Below are 17,682 nucleotides of genomic sequence, written 5' to 3' on the forward strand. Positions count from 1 at the left end.
CGAGGGAGAAGCCCCGATGTTCAAATCATTGGACGTTTTTAAAGCCGCCCATGCGATGGGTAAACATGCTGCCGCACGACAGGCTGTCGTTGCGCAGAACATGGCGAATGCGGATACGCCTGGGTACCAGGCCCGTGATATCAAACCTTTCAAAGAGCTTTATCAGAATGACTCGGGTGTTGGTAGCATGCGCGCCACACGTGCAGGTCATCATGGAAGCAGCCTTGAGTCATCAGGCATGGCACCAGGTCTCGCAACTGCTGAAGTTTCTCCCAATGGCAATAGCGTCTCCGTCGAAGAAGAGATGCTGAAGGCGGTCGATGTCAAGCGACAGCATGATCGTTCGGTTGCCATCTACAAATCAGCATTGACTGTCTTGCGCGCAGCAGCAGCGCGCTAACGAAAAGGTTTTGGATTTATGAGCGATTTTGGCACCGCACTCAGCGTTACATCCTCTGGCTTGCGCGCGCAGGCGGCGCGTTTGCGGCATGTTTCAGAAAACATCGCAAACGCTGATACCCCTGGATACCAACGTAAGACCGTGAGCTTTGAAGCCGATACGGCGTCTGGGGACGGGCGCGTAACCGTGAGCCCCGTGCAACTCGATCGCACTGAAGGACAGCAGATCTATGATCCAAGCCATCCAATGGCAGACGCGACGGGCAATTATCTGAGTTCTAACGTTGATATGATCATCGAAATAGCTGACGCGCGCGAAGCGCAGCGCAGCTACGAGGCCAATCTCAAAATGTTTGACCAAACCCGACAGATGTCATCCTCGCTGATGGAACTATTGAGAAAATAACACTTGAATAAGGAGAGCCAGAATGGATGTCCGTACAGTACTCGCCGCACAGAAATACACCGCTTCAAAGCCTGCAACTGGGCCGGCTGAAAATGGCCAAGGCGGCAATGTCCTTGTCGGGATGGCCAAAGACTTTGCCGCAACGCTTCAAGAAAGCGAGCAGGTGTCGATGCAGGCCATGACTGGCAAAGCAGATCCGCACACCTTGGTGCAGGCTTTGGCCCAGACGGAACTTGCGGTCGAAACCGCTGTTACCGTGCGAAATAAGGTTGTTGAAGCCTATCAAGAAATCCTGCGCATGCCTGTCTGATGCTGGAGCAGGCCATCTTCTTTGACACTCTGCGCCAAGGGCTTTGGGTCGCAGTTCTGATCTCCACGCCAATTTTGGCAGTGGCGTTGGTTTCTGGTGTGGTCGTTGGCTTGTTTCAAGCGCTTACGTCAATTCAGGAAATGACGCTGACGTTTGTGCCCAAGGTCTTGTGCATCGTCATTATCTTCTGGGCGACCATGGGCTTTATGGTTCAGACGCTGGTGTCGTTTTTTCAATCTCAAATTATCCCGCTTGTTGTCGGAGGCTGACTATGGATAACGCTGGCTACACAACCCTGACCCGTCAATCTGGCTTGAAACGCGAGATGACGGTGCTCGCCAACAATATTGCCAATGCTGCGACCACCGGGTACCGCGCCGAAGGGGTCACATTCTCCGAGTTTATTAAGTCTGCACCGGGTACGGAAAGTATTTCGATGGCGGCAGCGAACGTGCAAACCACCTCTCTGGAGCAAGGCGCCCTTAAAAGAACCGGTGGGGATTTTGACTTTGCCATTGAAGGCACCGGCTTTTTTCTCATCCAGACCCCAGAGGGTGAACGCCTGACTCGCGCTGGGGCTTTCACACCCAATGAAAATGGCGATCTGGTGACTATGGATGGGAACTTGGTCTTGGATGCCGGCGGCGCGCCCGTATTCATCCCACCAGATGCAAAAGGTGTTGAGGTGTCCTCAGACGGGACTGTCAGCGTAGATGGCGAGCCTCTTGGGCAGATTGGTTTGTATCGTCCGATCAATCCGCTGGATCTTAAGCGCGAGTCTGGTGTGCTGTTTGATGCACCTGATGGTTATGAGCCGATCGAAGAAGGGCGCATGCTTCAGGGCTTTCTTGAGAATTCCAACGTGAACCCGATCACTCAGATTTCGCGCATGATCGAGGTGCAGCGGGCCTATGAAATGGGTCAGACCTTCCTTGACAACGAACACAACCGCATTCGCGACGCGGTGAAAAACCTCATCAAGTAACCAAAGGATTTTGCCATGCGAGCCCTTACGATTGCAGCCACAGGCATGAGCGCACAGCAGCTGCGTGTCGAAACCATTTCAAACAACCTCGCAAACATGTCGACCACAGGTTACAACGCACGGCGCGCTGAATTTGCCGACTTGCATTATCAGCAAGTGTCGCGTGCGGGTGCGATCAGTGCTTCTGACGGATCGATTTTGCCAACAGGTGTTCAAGTTGGTTTGGGTGTTCGGCCTTCCGCGATTTCTGTCCAGTTGGAACAAGGTTCGCTGTCCAATACAGGCGGTGACTTGGATATCGCGATCGAAGGCAAAGGCTATCTGGAAGTGCAACTGCCTTCCGGGCAATCTGCATATACACGAGACGGTGGGCTGAAGCGCAGTGCGGATGGTCTCATCGTCACGTCTGATGGCTTCCCGGTCGCGCCTCAGATTACCATTCCTGAAGATGCGCGCAGCATCTCGATCAATGCCGATGGTGAGGTCTATGCGTACTTCAATGATGCCCCTGAAGCGGAGCTTTTGGGCAGCTTTACCTTGGCGAATTTTTCCAACGCCAAGGGTCTGGAAGCGATTGGCAGCAACCTCTTTTTAGAAACCGAAGCTTCCGGTGCTCCGGCTGTTTCTGATCCTGGTCAAGATGGACTTGGCACTCTGCGTCAAGGGTATCTCGAAGACAGCTCTGTTGATGCCGTTCGCGAAGTGACCGAGCTGATCGAAGCACAGCGCGGGTACGAAATGAACGCCAAGGTTATCACAGCGGCTGACCAGATGATGGCTGCCACATCGCAGGTGAGATAAGATGAAACGCATCCTAACAGCTGTCCTTTTGATGAGTGCTGGTTCGGTTTCGGCGGAGATCGTCGTGGCGACCCAAACCATTCGCGCGAATACGATCGTCACCGCTGACGTTGTTGGCGTGAAAAAAGGTGATGTGGCCGGGGTGCATTCTGATCTGGAAGCCGTCATCGGCCAAGAAGCGCGCAAAGCAATTTATCCGGGTCGTCCTATTCGGCTTGGAGATATTGGTGCGCCAGCTCTTGTTGAGCGCAATCAAGTTGTAAACCTTCGCTACAACGCGGGTGGCTTGGCTATTTCTACCGAAGGCCGTTCACTGGCGCGGGCAGGAGCTGGAGAGTCCCTGCGTGTAATGAATATCGGATCTCGTTCGACTGTGACCGGTATCGTGATGCCAGACGGCAGTGTCCATGTGTCTAACTAATCAAAGGAAGAGAGTCGTGCGTCTTTTTTCAGCAATCCTCATGATTTCAGCGCTGGCTGTTTCCGCATGTGCCCGCATGGATCATATCGGTAAAGCCCCGACATTTTCGCCCACCACCAATACGCAAGAGCACTATGCGATGATGAATCCACCGTTGCCGGTGCAAACAAATGTGTCGCGAAGATCAGACAGCGCCTCGCTCTGGAGCGGTAACAAACAGTCTTTGCTAGGCGACCGTCGCGCAGCACAGCGTGGCGACATTTTGACGGTTGTGATTGAAGTTGATGAAGAAGCAGAAATCGACAACGAAACAGAGCGCAACCGTAGTGGCACCGAAAGCCTAAGCGTACCGCAGCTGATCGGTATTCCTCAACGTGTGAATGGCCGTCTTCCCGAAGGTGCGACCACAGACCCACTTGTTGATCTGACATCTTCTAGCAAAAGCAGTGGTGACGGCTCCGTTAAGCGTAGCGAAAAGCTGACATTGCGTGTGGCTGCCACGATCACGGATGTGCTTCCCAACGGCGTTCTCGCTATCCAAGGAACCCAGGAGCTTCGTGTGAATTTTGAACTGAGAGAGCTTCTTGTATCGGGCTATGTAAGACCGGCAGATATCTCACGGAAGAACGAAATTACCTTTGATAAAATCGCGTCAGCTCGGGTCTCATATGGTGGCCGTGGACAAATCACCGACGTGCAACAACCAAGAATTGGGCAGCAAGTTCTGGATGCTGTGCTCCCATTCTGATCGGGGACGACTATGAAGAAACTTCTTCCAATCATTATGTTGCTAGTAGGTGTCGGGGCTGGTGTCGGAGCAGGCATTGCCCTGCGCCCGGCACCTGAGCCTCCTGTCATGGACGCTGAAATGGCCGAAGGTGCAGAGCATTCTGACGAACACGCCATGAAGAAAGAGCCTAAGAAAGAAGAAAAGGCAGAGGGTGTCCCAACCGGGCGTGAATACGTTGAGCTGGTTGATCAGTTCATTATTCCCGTTGTGAACGACAGCTCTGTTACGTCGCTTATCCTGATCACATTGACCCTAGAAGTGGATGCCGGAACGACTGAAAGCGTGTTCCAGGCGGAGCCACGCATTCGTGGTGCTCTACTGCAAGCGATGTTTGATCACGCCAATATCGGAGGCTTCAATGGCGCCTTCACGAATTCCAGCAAACTGGAACCGCTTCGCCAGACTTTCGTAGATGTTGCGCAGAACGTTTATGGGGACGAAATCTCCGATGTGCTGATTGTTCAAATCACGCGCCAGGACGTATCCTAAAGGAACTCGTCGCACGCATTTGCGTGTTAGGCCAAATAGAAAACGCGCTGGGCGAAGGTCTGGCGCGTTTTTCTTTGCGTTTCAGATAGATTGGTGAGTTTGACAGCGATGTTGGGATTTTATCCGCAACTCAGCTTCGTCTCCATCACCGACTCGATCAATGCCATTTGGCGCAATTGGCGACGTTTGAATTCGGCATCTTCCAGTAAGTTTTGCATTACGTCCGCTTTGCCGAAGTGATTTTGCAGCTCTCGGTAGGCCATCTCTTTACGCACCAACACGTTTGCAAGCTGGTGATTGAGAATTTTTCTGTTCCGGCCAATCCAGTTATTCCATGCCAAGTCGCCACCCGTCATGCTCATCATACTGTCGCTGCGCATGCTTTCGCGGCCGGCTTTTTCCTGTTCTGTCAGGTCATTGAGCAAGCCGCGAAGCTTGTTTTCCTCTGCCTGTACCGCTTGCATCGCCGATTGGGCTTTTTGGTAGCGCGCTTGAGTAATCACATGCAGGTCATTTAGGTCTTCGCTCATACGCGGCCTTTCGCTCGGGCACGCATCGCATCCGCAAAGCGGATGGCTGCTGCGACGGCTTGATATTGTTCTTCTGGAATTTCTTGACCGATCTCCACGATCGCATGCAGCGCGCGCGCGGTTGGAGGATCACGGTGAATTGGAATGGCAGCTTCTTGCGCCTTTTCTCTGATGCGTGCGGCGATTTCGTCAACACCCTTGGCAACGCAGATTGGCGCTGCGCCAGGTAGACGGGACCATTTGAGTGCGACGGCGTAGTGCGTGGGGTTCACGATGATCACATCTGCTTCCGGCACATCCGCCAGCATCTGGTTCATCGCGATTTCTTGTCCCTTTTGACGGCGCTGCTGCTTCATATGTGGATCGCCCTCGGATTCCTTTTGTTCGTCTGTCATTTCCTTGCGCGTCATCATGTTCTTGCGAATATGCTCAGCGCGTTGCCAGAAATAGTCGACAACCGCGATAGAGGCGGCGACAACAATGACGATCATGAGAAACTCAAGCATCAGTCGCCCTAAAAGCGCGGGCACCATAATGGGATCGAGCTGAATGGAGGATGCCATTTCCGGCATTCTGATGTTTAGAAAAATGCCCAGGCAAAGCGAATAAATCGTGAGTTTGACAAAGCTCTTTGCAAACTCAAACAGGCCGTTGCGCCCAAACTTATTCTTTGCGTTAGAAATAGGACTGATTTTTGAGAGCTTTGGTTGAATTTTCGAAGGTGTAAACAGAAAGGCGTTCTGAGCGATGATGCTCAGGATAACTGCGATCATCGGGATGAAAAACCAGGGTGCGATAGACCAAATGGTTTCCATCATGATACCGCCAATTGGGGCGGACGGGCTGCCTTCGAAAACGAGGGGAGCTATGGATTCAGCCTGATCCAGGAGGACCATCAGCCCGTTGCCCGCAGCTTTGATTGTGCCGGCGCCTATAGCCAAAAATGCCAATGTGATGCCCAGATAACCCGCGGCAACTGAAACATCAGCAGACTTTGCGATTTCACCCTTTTTTCGTGCCTGCTCCAGTTTCTGCTGGGTCGGCTCAAAGGACTTTTCGCTGTCATCGTCCTGACCGCCTCCGCTCATCTCAGGCCCTCAATCGGGTTGATCATGAAGCCCTGCAACGCGCCCCACCAAAGTGTCAAAAGCGCGGGTGCCACGAGGAACAGGAGGAACAACCCGCCAGCCGTAATAAGAGGCGCGCCAACAAACGCCACCATCAACTGAGTCATAGCGCGGTTGATGACGCCTAGCATCAGGTTGTAGATTGCAGAAATAATCACAAATGGCGCCGCCAGGCGGAACGCCATGCCAAAGGCTGAGGAAACCTGTGGTACACCCCACTCTGTCATAATCTCTCTCGCTGGGAAAACTCCGGCTGGGAATAGCATGTAGGACCCGATCAGATAGCGGGCGAGATAGACGTGCAGCCCCATTGTTACGGCAAGCGCGAAGCCGCCAAGAACCAGAACGTTGCCGATCGCTGGCAGTGGTTCACCAGATGCACCGCCCAGCAATTGTGCGAGTGATGTGGACTGGCCGGCGATGGTGCCTGCGGTCTGGAGTGCAAAAATGAACATGCGCACAGAAATGCCAATCAAAAGGCCAATCAATCCTTCCGTCACCGTGTAGCGCGCGACTGCGCCCATGCTTGGAGGAACCGATTCAAAAACAGGTACGGCTGGCGCGACAATCGCTGTGAAGGCAAGTGCGACGCCAAGTTTGATCCGGGGAGGCACGCTCTGTTCACCAAATGCAGGAAAGACAGAAACCGCTGCACCAATGCGCAAAAACACAAGGAAGCCATGCCAAAGCATAGCCTCCGTTATGTTTAGAACCGCCAGCGCATTCTCCATCATGCGGCCACAACCCCCACAAGTGCTGGCCGGGCGTCTAGTCCGATTTCCTCAAATGAAAGCACCGGGTTTGAGATACCTTTGGCGCTCAAAACGGTTCTTAGGAAACGCCTGCGTCGTGTTGAGGTAACGAGGGCTGCGAAGATGCCACTGTTTCCGGCCTCATTCATGCGATCGGCGATCGATTGTGCGAGTGAATTGAACACATCAGGAGGCAACGCGACATCCATATTTCCTGCCTCTCCGTCCACTTGATAGGTGGCAAATGTATCTTCCCATTCTGGTGCGAGCTGCACGAGTGGGATTGTGCCGTCTTCGCGCTTGAGTTCGGAAATCAATTGGAACCCAAGTCGTTGGCGCACGTTTTCGCAAATGGCATCTGGCATAACGCTGACATGTCGTGCTTCGGCGATGCCCTCCAGTATGAGAGGCATATTTCGGATAGAGACTTGTTCGTCCAGCAGCATACGCAAGATGCGGTGCAAGAGATCAAGTGGAACTTTATCCGGAACGAACTCGTCCATCATACGGCGGTTGGCTTCCGCACGTACAGGATCTGAAAGATTGACCATCTCATCCAAGATCCGCCGCAGCGCCTTAAACGTCAGAAGGCGACCGAAGTTGGTCTTGATGGTTTCCAGCAGATGTGTCGCCAGCACTTCGCCGGGCGTCACGATGGTAATGCCAGACAGCGCTGCGGCTTCCTGCGCTTTACTGTCAATCCAGCGCGCAGGTGCACCATAGACCGGCTCCGACACATCTTCGCCCGGAGGCAGCGCGTCTGGCGTGTCACCAGCAAGGGCTAGCACCTTCTCTGGCTCTAGCCTGTCACGCACCTGCTCCACACCCTGAATGCGGATGGTGTAAGTGCCATTGGGCAAAGAAGGTTCATCCGTCAAACGAATTTCAGGAAGGATCAGGCCGAAAGTCGAAGCAACGTGAGTCCGCATATTGGTGATCCGGGCATCCAGACCAGCACCAGGGTCGAGCACCATGTTGACCAGATCTGTTGCAAATTCCACGTGGATGTCATCCAGATCCAAGACGTCGCCGATCGGCTTGTCGCGTGGTAGTACGGGCGCCTCTTCTTCGACCGCTGCCTCTTCTTCTTGTTCTTTGTTTTTGTAGAGGTAGTAGGCTGCTCCGCCCAAAACCGCACCACCAAACAGGAATGGCAAGAAAGGAAGGCCCGGTACCAGAGCAAAGAGCACCATGAGCACAGCCACAGTTGCAAGCGCTGGGGGGTAGTTGCCGAGTTGTTTTACCAGCGTGAGGTCGGTCGACCCTGTGGTCCCTCCGCGTGCCAGCAACAGCGCTGATGCGATCGAAATGATCACGGCTGGGATCTGGGTGACCAGACCGTCGCCAACAGTCAGGATCGCATAGGTTTCGAAGGCCTGGCCGATGGGCATGCCGTGAATGGCAACCCCCATGATCAGGCCCATCACCAGATTAAGCAGGGTGATCAAAAGGCCAGCGACAGCATCCCCTTTTACGAATTTTGAGGCACCGTCGAGTGAGCCAAAGAAAGTTGTTTCTTGCTGTTCGCGCTCGCGGCGTGCCTTGGCTTCGGCGTGGTCAATGGCGCCTGCGGACATGTCGCTGTCGATGGCAAGCTGTTTACCTGGCATCCCGTCCAGCGCAAAACGCGCACCGACTTCGGCCATTCGTGTTGCACCTTTGTTGATCACCATGAAGTTCACAATCAACAGGACGCAGAACACGACCAAGCCAAGGAAGACACTGCCGCCCATAACAAAGTTGGCGAAGCCTTCGATCACGTCGCCTGCAGCGCCGGTTCCCGTGTGACCCTGGCCGATAATCAGCTTGGTTGAAGATACGTTGAGCGAAAGGCGCAGCATCAGGGATGCGAGCAGGATCGTCGGGAAGGCGGAAAAATCCAGAGGCCGCTCAATAAAGAGTGTGACCGTAAAGATCAAAATGGCCAAAGCAAAGGATGCGGCCAGACCGATATCCAAGACCCAGGACGGCATTGGCAGGATCATCATGACAATAATCGCCATGAGGGCCAGAGCCAAAAGGATGGTGGGACTGAATAGTGTTTTGAGCGTTTGCGGGTTCACAGATCAGCCTCCAGAGCCGAGAAATGGACGGACGGAGCCTGTGCTGCCTGGGAAGAGAGAACCCATCGCACCATTGCTGCTCCCTCTTTTGAGCAGAGGAAAATTGTTCTCTCTCACGACAGTGGCCGTTTGAATCAGTGGCTTGGATTGCTTTTGAGGGGAGAGTGGCATCGAGTCAGGATCTGGCAAGTTGGCCATAATGCGCTTAAAGCGCGCTTTGTATTTTTCGGCATATTTAGGTGTTCGGGAGTGATACGCAGCAGCGGCATCATCCCAATTCTGCATTTCAACGTATAGACGAGAGAGAAAATCAGCTGCGTAGCGGGCGTTGGCGACTGGATCGAACATATGGGTCACATCGGTGAAATGTTGGCCATGCCAGCGATAGTTCAGCTGAAAGCAGCCTACGTCGAAGCTTCGCGCCCCAGCTGCAAAGTGTTTTTGAACATAGGCGAGAGCTTCATGCTGGGACTCAAACCAGACCCCTTTGCCTTCCATGTTGACGGTCCATGGCCAAGGCGAGAGCACTCCGTTTTTGGCGCGGCCTGTTTCTGTTCGAGTGATGGCACGCAAAACATCGAGTGGCACACCTGTTTCGCTGGCAACAATGCGTGCAACGCGATCGCAGGTTTCGGCCTCTTGAGTGCTGGCATGTGCGACCCGAATCCCTTGCATGAAAGGATTCCACAAGGTGACAAGCGCACCTAAGCCAAAAATCAAAAGCGAGTCGCGAGACCCTCGCAACAATGCTTTGAAAACATTCTGTTTTTTCATACCGATAGCTTTCTGCCCCAGTTTGAGGCCAAGCTATCGGTCGTTTATTTACATTTGGTAAGCGTGGTTAAGAAGAAGGCTCTGTAAGGCGGTGCCAATTCAACAAATCGTCCAGGAGCTTTCTGCTCTCGGCGCTGTTTTCAAGTAGCCCACGGTTGCGCGCAAGAATCCCTTGGGGGCTTGCATCTTCTTCAGAGTTTCCTGCCACCGAGTTTGCAATGAGATCGCTTGTTTGTCGGTAGACTTCTGTTTCGGAGCCAGAGAGCGCATCCAGATTTCCACCAAGCCAGTTTTGCTCTTCTGCGCTTTGAGTGTCTCCTAGGTCTGACAGCATTTTTGCCGCCATTTCGTGGTCTCCGACCAGTGACCGCGCCTCTGCACGCACACGCTCTGCTTCGGGCGAGGTCATTCCTAACAGCTCTGCCTCAGCTCTGCGGGGCAAAGACTCTGCCAGAGCGATACGCGCTTTAAGAAGGCGTTTGGCATCATTCTTATGCGTGTTTTGTGCCGTCTGAAGCAGGCGTTTTGTTTCACCAACAAATCCCAACTCAAACATCTTCTGCGCCAGCGCGAGTGCTGTGTCTGGGCTGATTTTCCCAGGGTCAGCCAGGCTCTCCGACAGCGTGAACGACACAATGTCAAAGTCTTGTGCATGGTTGATCACGGCATTGGTTAGGCGGCTTCGTACCTCAACCGCAGCTGTAACACCGTCTCTTTCTTCGATCTCACCGATAATTTCAAACGCAGGTTCAAACTCACCAACGAGCATCCGCGCCAAAGCATGTGCGCGTCGCAGTGGGGGGCCCATCGCGCCAACTTTGTGCTCTACAGCGAGGGCACCAACCAGTGAGATGGTGTCGTGAGACGGCGGCAAGTCTTGTTTCACGTGAGAATCGATCAGCTCTACCACCGCATGAGTCGCCAGATCCGTGTTTTGGGTGGCGATGTCTTCCAAAGTGGAATCTGCCTGGTCGGTGTTGCCCATCTCGGCGTCTAAGTTCGCCTGCGCAAAATCAAAACTCGTCCCTGGCTGCGGGTTAGACCGTTCGATACCGTTCAAGACAAGTGTGGCTGCCTCGGTTTCACCCTGGTTTACGAGTGCATTGCTCAACTTCGGCCCGAGATACTCTCTCAGATGACGTGGCAAAGTGTTGAGCCCATCCATTGCGCCGTTAATCGCACTTTCGCCTGTCAAACGTTCGCCGGATAATGCAGCCCAAAGGGCGACATGCCCAGAGCAGTGGCCTTGCTGTGCAAAGACGTTGTCGTCACCGACAGGAACTTCTCCATCCACGATATGTGACATTGCACTGAGAACACGGGTCTCGCCGGTATTGGGAAGAAGCTGCAGAGCTTGCAGAGCTTCTGCGCCAAATGTGTAGTGCACGTATAGCTGCACAAGTTTCTTGATAGCTTTTTCATCTGTGCGATCGAATTCGCCAACGAGGGTCCTGCGTATTTTTGCAAGTTCTTCCACAAAGCTTTTGTCGCCGCTCCACTCTGCGATGTTGACCGCTGAGTCAGGCATGCAGGTTCCGACGCCCACTTTACCATTTAGAAGTGCGGCAATGTCGCGCCCAACTTCATCAATCACGTTGTAGGCGGCTATGTTGAGGTTCTCGCCGTCCAAGCCGATCGAGGCTTGAGGCGGGATATGATCCATGTTTTTGCTAGGTGTCGCTGGTGTCTTGAATTGAGATCCGTTCGCCATCTCAACGGATCCATCAGCATTGGACGGCTTTGGCATCTGAATTTGAGAATCCAGCAGGTTCTGAGATGTTGCGCGATCAACCTGCTTTATGAGGTCTTGCCTCAGTGTTGTGACCTGTACATTGCGATTTACGAACGTCTCAAGCGCCAACAGACCAGAAAAATCGGGTTTCTGTTCCGGATTTTGCTCAATTGTTGGTGTGAGTGGTACCGGCTTTGCAGCTTCCAGTGCTGAGAAGCGAAAGAGCCGTTGAGGTGACACGCTTTCGACATCTTCCCCAAAAGAAAGTGGGATCTGAGGCACATCTTCCGGTGCTGAAGAGAGATCTTCGCGAATGTCGAATATGACATAGCGTTCGTTGTAAGGGATCGTGACGACACGGCAATCACAGGCGAGCGTTAAGTCAACCTCACCGGTTCTGTCATTCGCGCGAATGTCGGCCAGACGTGTCCGCGGGATCTTGTCAAACACGTTTTCCGTATCAAGATCGAGGGCATCGCCCTCAATCTTGATACGATAGCCTTGGCCCGTCCGATTGATTGTCCAAGCTGTGTCGCTGGTTGGCAGTGTAGCGACCAGACGAGTGAAATCTTCGTGTTCCCCTGAGATAAAGGGCACGTTTTGAGCCTGAACGGTTGTGGCCAGGAGGGCCAACGGAATGGACAGGAGTAGTGGTCTCACGCCGCTTCCTTCTTAACTTCTTTAAGTGCCTCTTCGAGTTCAGCGAACTGCGGGCGGTTGTGCGCTGGGGTATTCTGACGCCCAACTTCGATACAGATATTCGGTGAATGGTTGTGCAGGTTTGCGATCAACACTTCACGGATCAGCTGGTGGAAATGCGCATCTTCTTCGATGACACCTTTGATTTTCGCCGCGAACGGGCCGACGAGACCATAAGCCAAGAAAACCCCCAAGAACGTCCCTACAAGCGCGCCGCCGATCATTTTACCAAGGACTTCTGGGGGCTGATCAATTGACCCCATGGTTTTGATCACACCCAAAACCGCGGCCACAATTCCCAGCGCGGGCAATGCGTCAGCAAGAGACTGCAACGCGTGCGATGAGTGCAGGGAATGATGAAGATTCGCCTCGATACGCTTTTCCAACACTTCTTCGACCTGATGTGGATCGTCATAGTTCATAGATGCCGAACGCATGGTGTCAGAAATGAGGTTTACGGCTTCTTTGTCGGCCTGGATTTTTGGGTATTTCTGAAAAATGGACGACTCTTCCGGGTTTTCGATATGCTCTTCGATGGCGACGGGATTTTTGCGCGCCAATCGTATGAGCTCAAAGAGCAGGCAGAGGAGATCTTGATAGTCCTGCGGCTGCCACTTCGGCCCCTTGAAGACCTTTCCCAGATCTTTCAGCGTGTGTTTTACCGCGGCGCCATCGTTAGACAGCAGAAATGCGCCAACCCCCGAGCCGCCAATAATAATCATCTCAAAGGGAAGCGCCTTAAAAATGGGGCCAAGGTTACCGCCCGCCAGCACGTAACCACCCAAAACCATGATGAAAACGACAGCGATGCCGATAATGCTGATCATGAGTCTAAACTCCTATTACCCGTCTTTGGGAAACATACGCGGCGGCGGGTTAACAATGTCTCATTCAGTAGGCGAATTTGCGTTTCGACCGGCCAAAATCACGCTGATTGTGTAGGCGGCATCTGGCTTCATACCTGCCATGATACCGGCCGCGGCTTCAGGCTTCATGCGTCCGATAAAACCAGCAGCAAATTGCGGATCCATCTCTTCAAAGAGAAGCGCAACACTCTTGGGCTTCATAGTCTCATAGACTTCGGTGAGGCGCGTGAGATCGTCTTCTGCGGCTGTCTCTGCAATAGAAATCATATCGCGTAGACGATTTTCGGCATCTTCAAGAGCTGCCATTTTGCGAGAAACTTCTTCATCGGCGATATTCAGCGCTTGCAAGCGATTCTTGATTTCCGCTTCTTGCTTTGCGATGCGTGCTTCGCGTTCCTCGAAGACAGACATCAGTTTGCGCATGTCTTCAGGGTGTTCACAGGCTTGCGGCTCTGCCATTGCAGTTTGAGGCGAATCGATGAGCGGCTCTTCTCGCGCCAATGCTTCCGTTGCACCTACGCCGACGCGAAGCGTTGCAGAAGCGATCAAGAAGGACGCGATCATGAACAGGCTGCCTTTCGCCTGTTTGCGCTGCGTCTTTCCTTTGCGCTTAGACTTTTGGATTTTGTCAGCAGCGCCAGCTTTCACTGGCGCTTTTTTCTGAGCCTTTGTCATCGTATTCGCTCCGGTTAAGCAACGTGGCGGGTAAAGACTGGGGCGGCTTTTACGCCCTCATTTGGTGTTGATTTACCCGACTTGCCTTTCTTTTTGGTTTGCGTGGCCGCTTCTTTTTCTTTGGCAGCTTTACGCTTCGCCTTGCGCTTGGCCTTTTTCTTTTCACGACGACGCAGGCGCTCTTCTTCTTCGGCGTCTACTTCTGCTTCAAATGCCTGGTCGAGCAGATCTTCGTCAGTAATTTCATCTTCTTCGGGCTGAGGTTCAGCGTCGGGCTCCTCAGCTTCAGACTCGGCATCCGCTTTTTCGGCTCTTCGCATCGCGGCTGCCTCAAGTTCTTTTTTGAGGGCTTCTTCTGCAGCTTCCGCTTCTGTTTTTGCGTCTTGCACTGCGCTTGCGTCTTGCAGGTCGTGCATTGAGGCGAGCATCAATTCGAGACGTTTGGAAACGCCTTCTGCGCGTTCGGTCAACGTTTCTAGGCGTTCGGTTGATTTACCCGCGGTTTGCTGTGCGGCTTTAAGGGTGCGGGTCATGTCATCAACCTGCGCTGACAGCACGGCAACCGCCCCTCCAACACCAGCTTCGAGGTCATTGAATTTTGCGAGTCTGCGCGCCAGGACATAACAATAGAGTCCTGCACCAAGTGCGCCCGCGACAAGTAAGATATCTGCAATCAAATCCATATCGGGACTCCTTAGTTCAGTACAAATTCCATGACCAAAAGGTCAGAGACGCGTTCTTGGCCGGTTACAATTTGGACGCGGCGAAGCATTTGGGAGCGTAGTTTTACCAATGCGTCGGGCGATTCGATGTCTGCGGGACTAAGAGCACGTAGGTATCCGTTTAAGACGTCCACAACGCGCGGTAGAACGCGCTCGACCTCTTCTTTGTGTGCGCTTGGAACTTCTAGTTGCGCCCGAAATCGTAGATATTCGGAGCTTCCGCCGGATGTGAGCGACACCACAAAGGGATCAAGGCCCACATATGTGATGTCAGGAAGGGGTTCGGCTTCATGCGTCTCAACCGATTCTTCTTCGGTTGGAGCAGAATCATTGCCCAAAATCATCCCGGAATAGACGGCATAAAAGCCGCCGCCGCCGCCAGCCAAAGCCAGTACTAGCCCTAAAATTAAAGGGAGTTTTGACGCCTTTTTTGGCGTCTCCTCTGTGTCGACAGTTTCGTCAGTCATCGCAGGTTCCAAATTCTTTGTCCCTGCATGTTCAACCACACAGAAACTAACCGATTGTTAAGCCTGTTCGTGGAAAGAGTAGTTCAAGGTCGTGCAGAACGTGCGGCATCACGGAGTGAAGACGTGCAACAATTATTGAATATGTGGACTGGGTTGGACTCGCGGCGTAAGGTTATCGTCGTCTTGGCCACCGTTGCGGTGTTTGCAACAGTACTTTCCTTGGGACGGGTAGCAACGAAACCGGGAATGGCTTTGCTTTATAGCGGTCTTGAGAGCGGATCTGCTGGTGAGGTGGTTCGTGCGCTGGAACAGCGTGGCGCGGTTTATGAGGTTCGTGGCGGCTCTATTTATGTCGCATCTTCCGCGCGCGATGAGCTGCGGATGACACTGGCAAGCGAGGGGCTGCCAGCGAATACGACACAGGGGTATGAGCTTCTCGATTCGTTGTCAGGTTTTGGCACAACATCGCAGATGTTTGACGCAGCTTATTGGCGCGCCAAAGAAGGTGAGCTTGCACGTACGATTGTTGTGAGCCCGCTTATCAGTCAGGCACGGGTGCATATTGCAAATGCTTCTTCAAACCCGTTTCAGCGCCAAATCAAACCGTCTGCGTCTGTGACAATCACGACCGCTGCAGGCGATTTGCCCACAAAACATGCCCAAGCCCTACGATTTCTCGTGGCATCAGCCGTTTCTGGTCTGTCGCCAGAAGACGTTGCGATTATTGATGGCAATGGTGGGCTGGTTGGCGTTGCTGAAGAAACCACGACAAAGGTTGGTGAGAATCGCGAGGAAGAAACACGCTTGGCGGTGCAGCGTCTGCTTGAAGCACGTGTTGGTCCTGGAAATGCAGTTGTGGAAGTCAGCATTGAAACGGTGACTGAAACAGAATCGATCACGGAGCGCATTTTTGATCCGAGCGGCCGCGTTGCCATCAGCACAGACACAGAAGAGCGCAGCACCGATTCGACAAATGCCAGCGGTCAGGTAACCGTTGCATCAAACCTGCCGGACGGCGACGCAGCAGGTGGTGATGCGGGGTCTTCGAACCAAAACCGAGAGACACGCGAGCGCATTAACTATGAGGTGTCCGAAACACAGCGAGAAATCCTGCGTCAGCCTGGAGCGATCCGCCGTATGACCGTCGCGGTTCTTGTAAATGGCACCACCACTGAGACAGCGGAAGGCGAAACACTATTCGTTCCTCGCCCTGAAGAAGAAATGGGCGCTTTGCGAGAGTTGGTGGCTTCAGCAGTCGGATTCGACGAAGCTCGCGGTGATGTAATCACACTTAAGTCCATGACCTTTCAGCCAGCATTGCCAATGGGCACAACGGCGGAGTCCTCAATGTTTAAGGGGATGACACTGGATCTCATGGCCATCATTCAAACGGCTGTTCTTGCAATAGTTGCAATTGTTTTGGGCCTCTTCGTTATTCGCCCATTGTTGGCGGGGGGATCAGGTGCTGGTGATTTGAATGATATGCCAGACGCCCCGATGCTGCCGGGCCTTGATGGAGATGAGGGCTTCCCTGCGATGGCACCTATGATGGGTGACATGGGAGGAGATGGCATGATGGGTATGCCAATGGCGCTTGGTGATATGGGCGGAGAAGTTGGTGGCCTGCCTGCGCTTGGAGGCGACACGGCGATGGGCGGCGATGGGATGTCCCAATCTGAAGCCGCAGACCGCCTACGCTCTCTGATCAGCGATCGAAAAGAAGAAACCGTGGAAATTCTGCGCCACTGGCTCGATGATCGGGAGGAGCGTGCATAATGTCGATTTCCCACCTATTTGAAGACTTTGGCGGTATTTCTGAACCGCAGCCTGCGCCGATTGAGGAAGTCGAGGGCAATGAAGATGAGATGCTCGAGAGCTTTGAGCAGGGCTACAAAGCTGGCTGGGATGATGCGATAAGCGCGAAGTCTGAAGAGCATGCGAGCATGTCAGCGGAACTTGCACGTAAACTTCAGGACCTGTCCTTCACATATCATGAGGCGCGCGAGGCCATCATTGCCGATATGGCTCCAACAATAGAGAAGGCGATCATGACAGTTCTTCCGGAACTGGCGCGCCAGGCGATCGGTGCAATGGCGGTGGAGCAGCTTAATTCGATCGTGCGCGAGAGCAGCGAAACGCCTGTGATCCTATCCGCTGCGCCAGATGCCTATCAGCCGGTGATTGATGTGATGCCGGAAAAACCACAATTGCCTGTCGAGGTCGTCCGCGACGAAAGCCTCGGCGAAGGACAAATCAGATTCGAATTTGCAGAACGCGAACGCTTGCTGGATATGAGCGAGGTTTTGGCCACCGTTGCAGAAGCCTTGAAAGCGTTCACACATGAAACCCGCAAGGAGGCCCAGAATGGCTGATCCAATGATGAAATCCGATTCCGCAAACCCATTCACCTCTGTTCCGGTGGAAATCACGATCTCCGTGGGCAAAGCACGGCCGTTGATCGGAGACCTGCTGAACATGAACGCCAACTCGGTGCTTCCGCTAGACAAACGTGTGGACGACCCTGTTGAACTCTATGTTGGTGACAAACTCATCGCCCGGGGTGAGTTGGAAGAGCTGGAAGGTGGGCAAGAAGGGCAACTTGCCGTGCGCCTGACCGAAGTTGCAGAGTTTGAAAGCGGGTTATGATGCGTAAGGCGGCTTCCTTTGCCGCCGC

At 53.4% G+C, this 17,682-nt stretch carries 21 protein-coding genes and 1 pseudogene; 12 read left to right on the forward strand and 10 right to left on the reverse strand.

The genetic code is table 11. The features are described from left to right. Positions 1-16 precede the first annotated feature (16 nt). Genes J7413_RS09460 through J7413_RS09500 form a run of 9 tightly spaced genes read left to right on the forward strand, consistent with a single transcriptional unit; the run spans position 17 to position 4,601 of the window. Positions 17-400 carry a FlgB family protein gene (locus tag J7413_RS09460; RefSeq protein ID WP_209097837.1) on the forward strand — a complete coding sequence of 128 codons (384 nt, stop codon included), beginning with the start codon at positions 17-19 and terminating at the stop codon, positions 398-400. A gap of 18 nt (positions 401-418) precedes the next feature. After that, positions 419-805, forward strand: coding sequence for a flagellar basal body rod protein FlgC (gene flgC, locus J7413_RS09465; RefSeq protein WP_209097838.1), 387 nt, complete (start codon positions 419-421; stop codon positions 803-805). 22 nt (positions 806-827) lie between these two features. Continuing rightward, positions 828-1,115, forward strand: a complete 288-nt coding sequence (gene fliE / locus J7413_RS09470) for a flagellar hook-basal body complex protein FliE (RefSeq protein ID WP_209097839.1) — start codon at positions 828-830, stop codon at positions 1,113-1,115. Beyond that, the gene (locus J7413_RS09475; RefSeq protein ID WP_209097840.1) at positions 1,115-1,384 is read left to right on the forward strand and encodes a flagellar biosynthetic protein FliQ; all 270 of its coding nucleotides are present in this window, start codon (positions 1,115-1,117) and stop codon (positions 1,382-1,384) included. Before fliE ends, J7413_RS09475 begins: the two co-directional genes overlap by 1 nt. A 2-nt stretch (positions 1,385-1,386) precedes the next feature. Continuing rightward, the gene (locus J7413_RS09480) at positions 1,387-2,100 is read left to right on the forward strand and encodes a flagellar hook-basal body complex protein (RefSeq protein WP_209097841.1); all 714 of its coding nucleotides are present in this window, start codon (positions 1,387-1,389) and stop codon (positions 2,098-2,100) included. 15 nt (positions 2,101-2,115) lie between these two features. Further along, positions 2,116-2,901 (forward strand): flagellar basal-body rod protein FlgG, encoded by a 786-nt coding sequence (gene flgG, locus J7413_RS09485; protein WP_209097842.1) that lies wholly within the window; start codon positions 2,116-2,118, stop codon positions 2,899-2,901. A 1-nt stretch (position 2,902) separates the two neighbouring features. Then, a complete protein-coding gene (gene flgA, locus J7413_RS09490) occupies positions 2,903-3,322 on the forward strand; it encodes a flagellar basal body P-ring formation chaperone FlgA (protein ID WP_209097843.1) in 420 nt (139 codons plus the stop codon). Between the two features lie 40 nt (positions 3,323-3,362). Further along, positions 3,363-4,070, forward strand: coding sequence for a flagellar basal body L-ring protein FlgH (flgH, locus tag J7413_RS09495; RefSeq protein WP_247743452.1), 708 nt, complete (start codon positions 3,363-3,365; stop codon positions 4,068-4,070). Positions 4,071-4,082: 12 nt separating this feature from the next. After that, positions 4,083-4,601, forward strand: a complete 519-nt coding sequence (locus J7413_RS09500) for a flagellar basal body-associated protein FliL (RefSeq protein WP_209097845.1) — start codon at positions 4,083-4,085, stop codon at positions 4,599-4,601. A 119-nt stretch (positions 4,602-4,720) separates the two neighbouring features. Here the strand turns inward: J7413_RS09500 and J7413_RS09505 are convergent, their stop codons facing one another. The 10 genes and pseudogenes from J7413_RS09505 to J7413_RS09550 form a co-directional block, all read right to left on the reverse strand. Beyond that, positions 4,721-5,131: a hypothetical protein gene (locus J7413_RS09505; RefSeq protein ID WP_209097846.1), complete on the reverse strand. Its 411-nt coding sequence runs from the start codon at positions 5,129-5,131 to the stop codon at positions 4,721-4,723. Then, positions 5,128-6,219, reverse strand: coding sequence for a flagellar type III secretion system protein FlhB (locus J7413_RS09510; protein ID WP_209097847.1), 1,092 nt, complete (start codon positions 6,217-6,219; stop codon positions 5,128-5,130). Before J7413_RS09510 ends, J7413_RS09505 begins: the two co-directional genes overlap by 4 nt. Continuing rightward, positions 6,216-6,989: a flagellar biosynthetic protein FliR gene (locus J7413_RS09515; protein WP_209098042.1), complete on the reverse strand. Its 774-nt coding sequence runs from the start codon at positions 6,987-6,989 to the stop codon at positions 6,216-6,218. The genes J7413_RS09510 and J7413_RS09515 overlap by 4 nt, the downstream gene beginning before the upstream one ends. After that, positions 6,989-9,073 (reverse strand): flagellar biosynthesis protein FlhA, encoded by a 2,085-nt coding sequence (gene flhA, locus J7413_RS09520; protein WP_209097848.1) that lies wholly within the window; start codon positions 9,071-9,073, stop codon positions 6,989-6,991. Before flhA ends, J7413_RS09515 begins: the two co-directional genes overlap by 1 nt. A gap of 3 nt (positions 9,074-9,076) precedes the next feature. Continuing rightward, a complete protein-coding gene (locus tag J7413_RS09525; protein ID WP_247743434.1) occupies positions 9,077-9,847 on the reverse strand; it encodes a transglycosylase SLT domain-containing protein in 771 nt (256 codons plus the stop codon). A 67-nt stretch (positions 9,848-9,914) separates the two neighbouring features. Further along, positions 9,915-12,239 (reverse strand): hypothetical protein, encoded by a 2,325-nt coding sequence (locus tag J7413_RS09530; protein WP_209097849.1) that lies wholly within the window; start codon positions 12,237-12,239, stop codon positions 9,915-9,917. Beyond that, the gene (gene motA, locus J7413_RS09535) at positions 12,236-13,105 is read right to left on the reverse strand and encodes a flagellar motor stator protein MotA (protein WP_209097850.1); all 870 of its coding nucleotides are present in this window, start codon (positions 13,103-13,105) and stop codon (positions 12,236-12,238) included. The genes J7413_RS09530 and motA overlap by 4 nt, the downstream gene beginning before the upstream one ends. 60 nt (positions 13,106-13,165) lie before the next feature. After that, a complete protein-coding gene (locus J7413_RS09540; RefSeq protein ID WP_247743435.1) occupies positions 13,166-13,819 on the reverse strand; it encodes a hypothetical protein in 654 nt (217 codons plus the stop codon). Positions 13,820-14,223: 404 nt separating this feature from the next. Then, positions 14,224-14,502: pseudogene (locus tag J7413_RS09545) on the reverse strand (hypothetical protein); the annotation flags it as partial. An 11-nt stretch (positions 14,503-14,513) separates the two neighbouring features. Beyond that, positions 14,514-15,008: a flagellar basal body-associated FliL family protein gene (locus tag J7413_RS09550; RefSeq protein WP_209097851.1), complete on the reverse strand. Its 495-nt coding sequence runs from the start codon at positions 15,006-15,008 to the stop codon at positions 14,514-14,516. 141 nt (positions 15,009-15,149) lie between these two features. Here J7413_RS09550 and fliF point away from each other — a divergent pair, with 141 nt between their 5' ends. Genes fliF through J7413_RS09565 form a run of 3 tightly spaced genes read left to right on the forward strand, consistent with a single transcriptional unit; the run spans position 15,150 to position 17,654 of the window. Further along, positions 15,150-16,784, forward strand: coding sequence for a flagellar basal-body MS-ring/collar protein FliF (gene fliF, locus J7413_RS09555; protein ID WP_247743454.1), 1,635 nt, complete (start codon positions 15,150-15,152; stop codon positions 16,782-16,784). Next, a complete protein-coding gene (locus tag J7413_RS09560; RefSeq protein ID WP_209097853.1) occupies positions 16,784-17,380 on the forward strand; it encodes a hypothetical protein in 597 nt (198 codons plus the stop codon). The genes fliF and J7413_RS09560 overlap by 1 nt, the downstream gene beginning before the upstream one ends. Then, positions 17,373-17,654, forward strand: coding sequence for a FliM/FliN family flagellar motor C-terminal domain-containing protein (locus J7413_RS09565; RefSeq protein ID WP_209097854.1), 282 nt, complete (start codon positions 17,373-17,375; stop codon positions 17,652-17,654). The genes J7413_RS09560 and J7413_RS09565 overlap by 8 nt, the downstream gene beginning before the upstream one ends. The last annotated feature ends 28 nt before the right edge of the window (positions 17,655-17,682 follow it).

It is taken from the genome of Shimia sp. R10_1, from assembly GCF_017744095.1.
Taxonomy (GTDB): domain Bacteria; phylum Pseudomonadota; class Alphaproteobacteria; order Rhodobacterales; family Rhodobacteraceae; genus Shimia.

Coding starts and splice junctions, on each gene's coding strand:
- J7413_RS09460 (WP_209097837.1), top strand. CDS start 17: ATGTTCAAATCATTGGACGTTTTTAAAGCCGCCCATGCGATGGGTAAA.
- flgC (WP_209097838.1), top strand. CDS start 419: ATGAGCGATTTTGGCACCGCACTCAGCGTTACATCCTCTGGCTTGCGC.
- fliE (WP_209097839.1), top strand. CDS start 828: ATGGATGTCCGTACAGTACTCGCCGCACAGAAATACACCGCTTCAAAG.
- J7413_RS09475 (WP_209097840.1), top strand. CDS start 1,115: ATGCTGGAGCAGGCCATCTTCTTTGACACTCTGCGCCAAGGGCTTTGG.
- J7413_RS09480 (WP_209097841.1), top strand. CDS start 1,387: ATGGATAACGCTGGCTACACAACCCTGACCCGTCAATCTGGCTTGAAA.
- flgG (WP_209097842.1), top strand. CDS start 2,116: ATGCGAGCCCTTACGATTGCAGCCACAGGCATGAGCGCACAGCAGCTG.
- flgA (WP_209097843.1), top strand. CDS start 2,903: ATGAAACGCATCCTAACAGCTGTCCTTTTGATGAGTGCTGGTTCGGTT.
- flgH (WP_247743452.1), top strand. CDS start 3,363: ATGATTTCAGCGCTGGCTGTTTCCGCATGTGCCCGCATGGATCATATC.
- J7413_RS09500 (WP_209097845.1), top strand. CDS start 4,083: ATGAAGAAACTTCTTCCAATCATTATGTTGCTAGTAGGTGTCGGGGCT.
- J7413_RS09505 (WP_209097846.1), bottom strand. CDS start 5,131: ATGAGCGAAGACCTAAATGACCTGCATGTGATTACTCAAGCGCGCTAC.
- J7413_RS09510 (WP_209097847.1), bottom strand. CDS start 6,219: ATGAGCGGAGGCGGTCAGGACGATGACAGCGAAAAGTCCTTTGAGCCG.
- J7413_RS09515 (WP_209098042.1), bottom strand. CDS start 6,989: ATGGAGAATGCGCTGGCGGTTCTAAACATAACGGAGGCTATGCTTTGG.
- J7413_RS09525 (WP_247743434.1), bottom strand. CDS start 9,847: ATGAAAAAACAGAATGTTTTCAAAGCATTGTTGCGAGGGTCTCGCGAC.
- motA (WP_209097850.1), bottom strand. CDS start 13,105: ATGATCAGCATTATCGGCATCGCTGTCGTTTTCATCATGGTTTTGGGT.
- J7413_RS09540 (WP_247743435.1), bottom strand. CDS start 13,819: ATGACAAAGGCTCAGAAAAAAGCGCCAGTGAAAGCTGGCGCTGCTGAC.
- J7413_RS09550 (WP_209097851.1), bottom strand. CDS start 15,008: ATGACTGACGAAACTGTCGACACAGAGGAGACGCCAAAAAAGGCGTCA.
- fliF (WP_247743454.1), top strand. CDS start 15,150: ATGTGGACTGGGTTGGACTCGCGGCGTAAGGTTATCGTCGTCTTGGCC.
- J7413_RS09560 (WP_209097853.1), top strand. CDS start 16,784: ATGTCGATTTCCCACCTATTTGAAGACTTTGGCGGTATTTCTGAACCG.
- J7413_RS09565 (WP_209097854.1), top strand. CDS start 17,373: ATGGCTGATCCAATGATGAAATCCGATTCCGCAAACCCATTCACCTCT.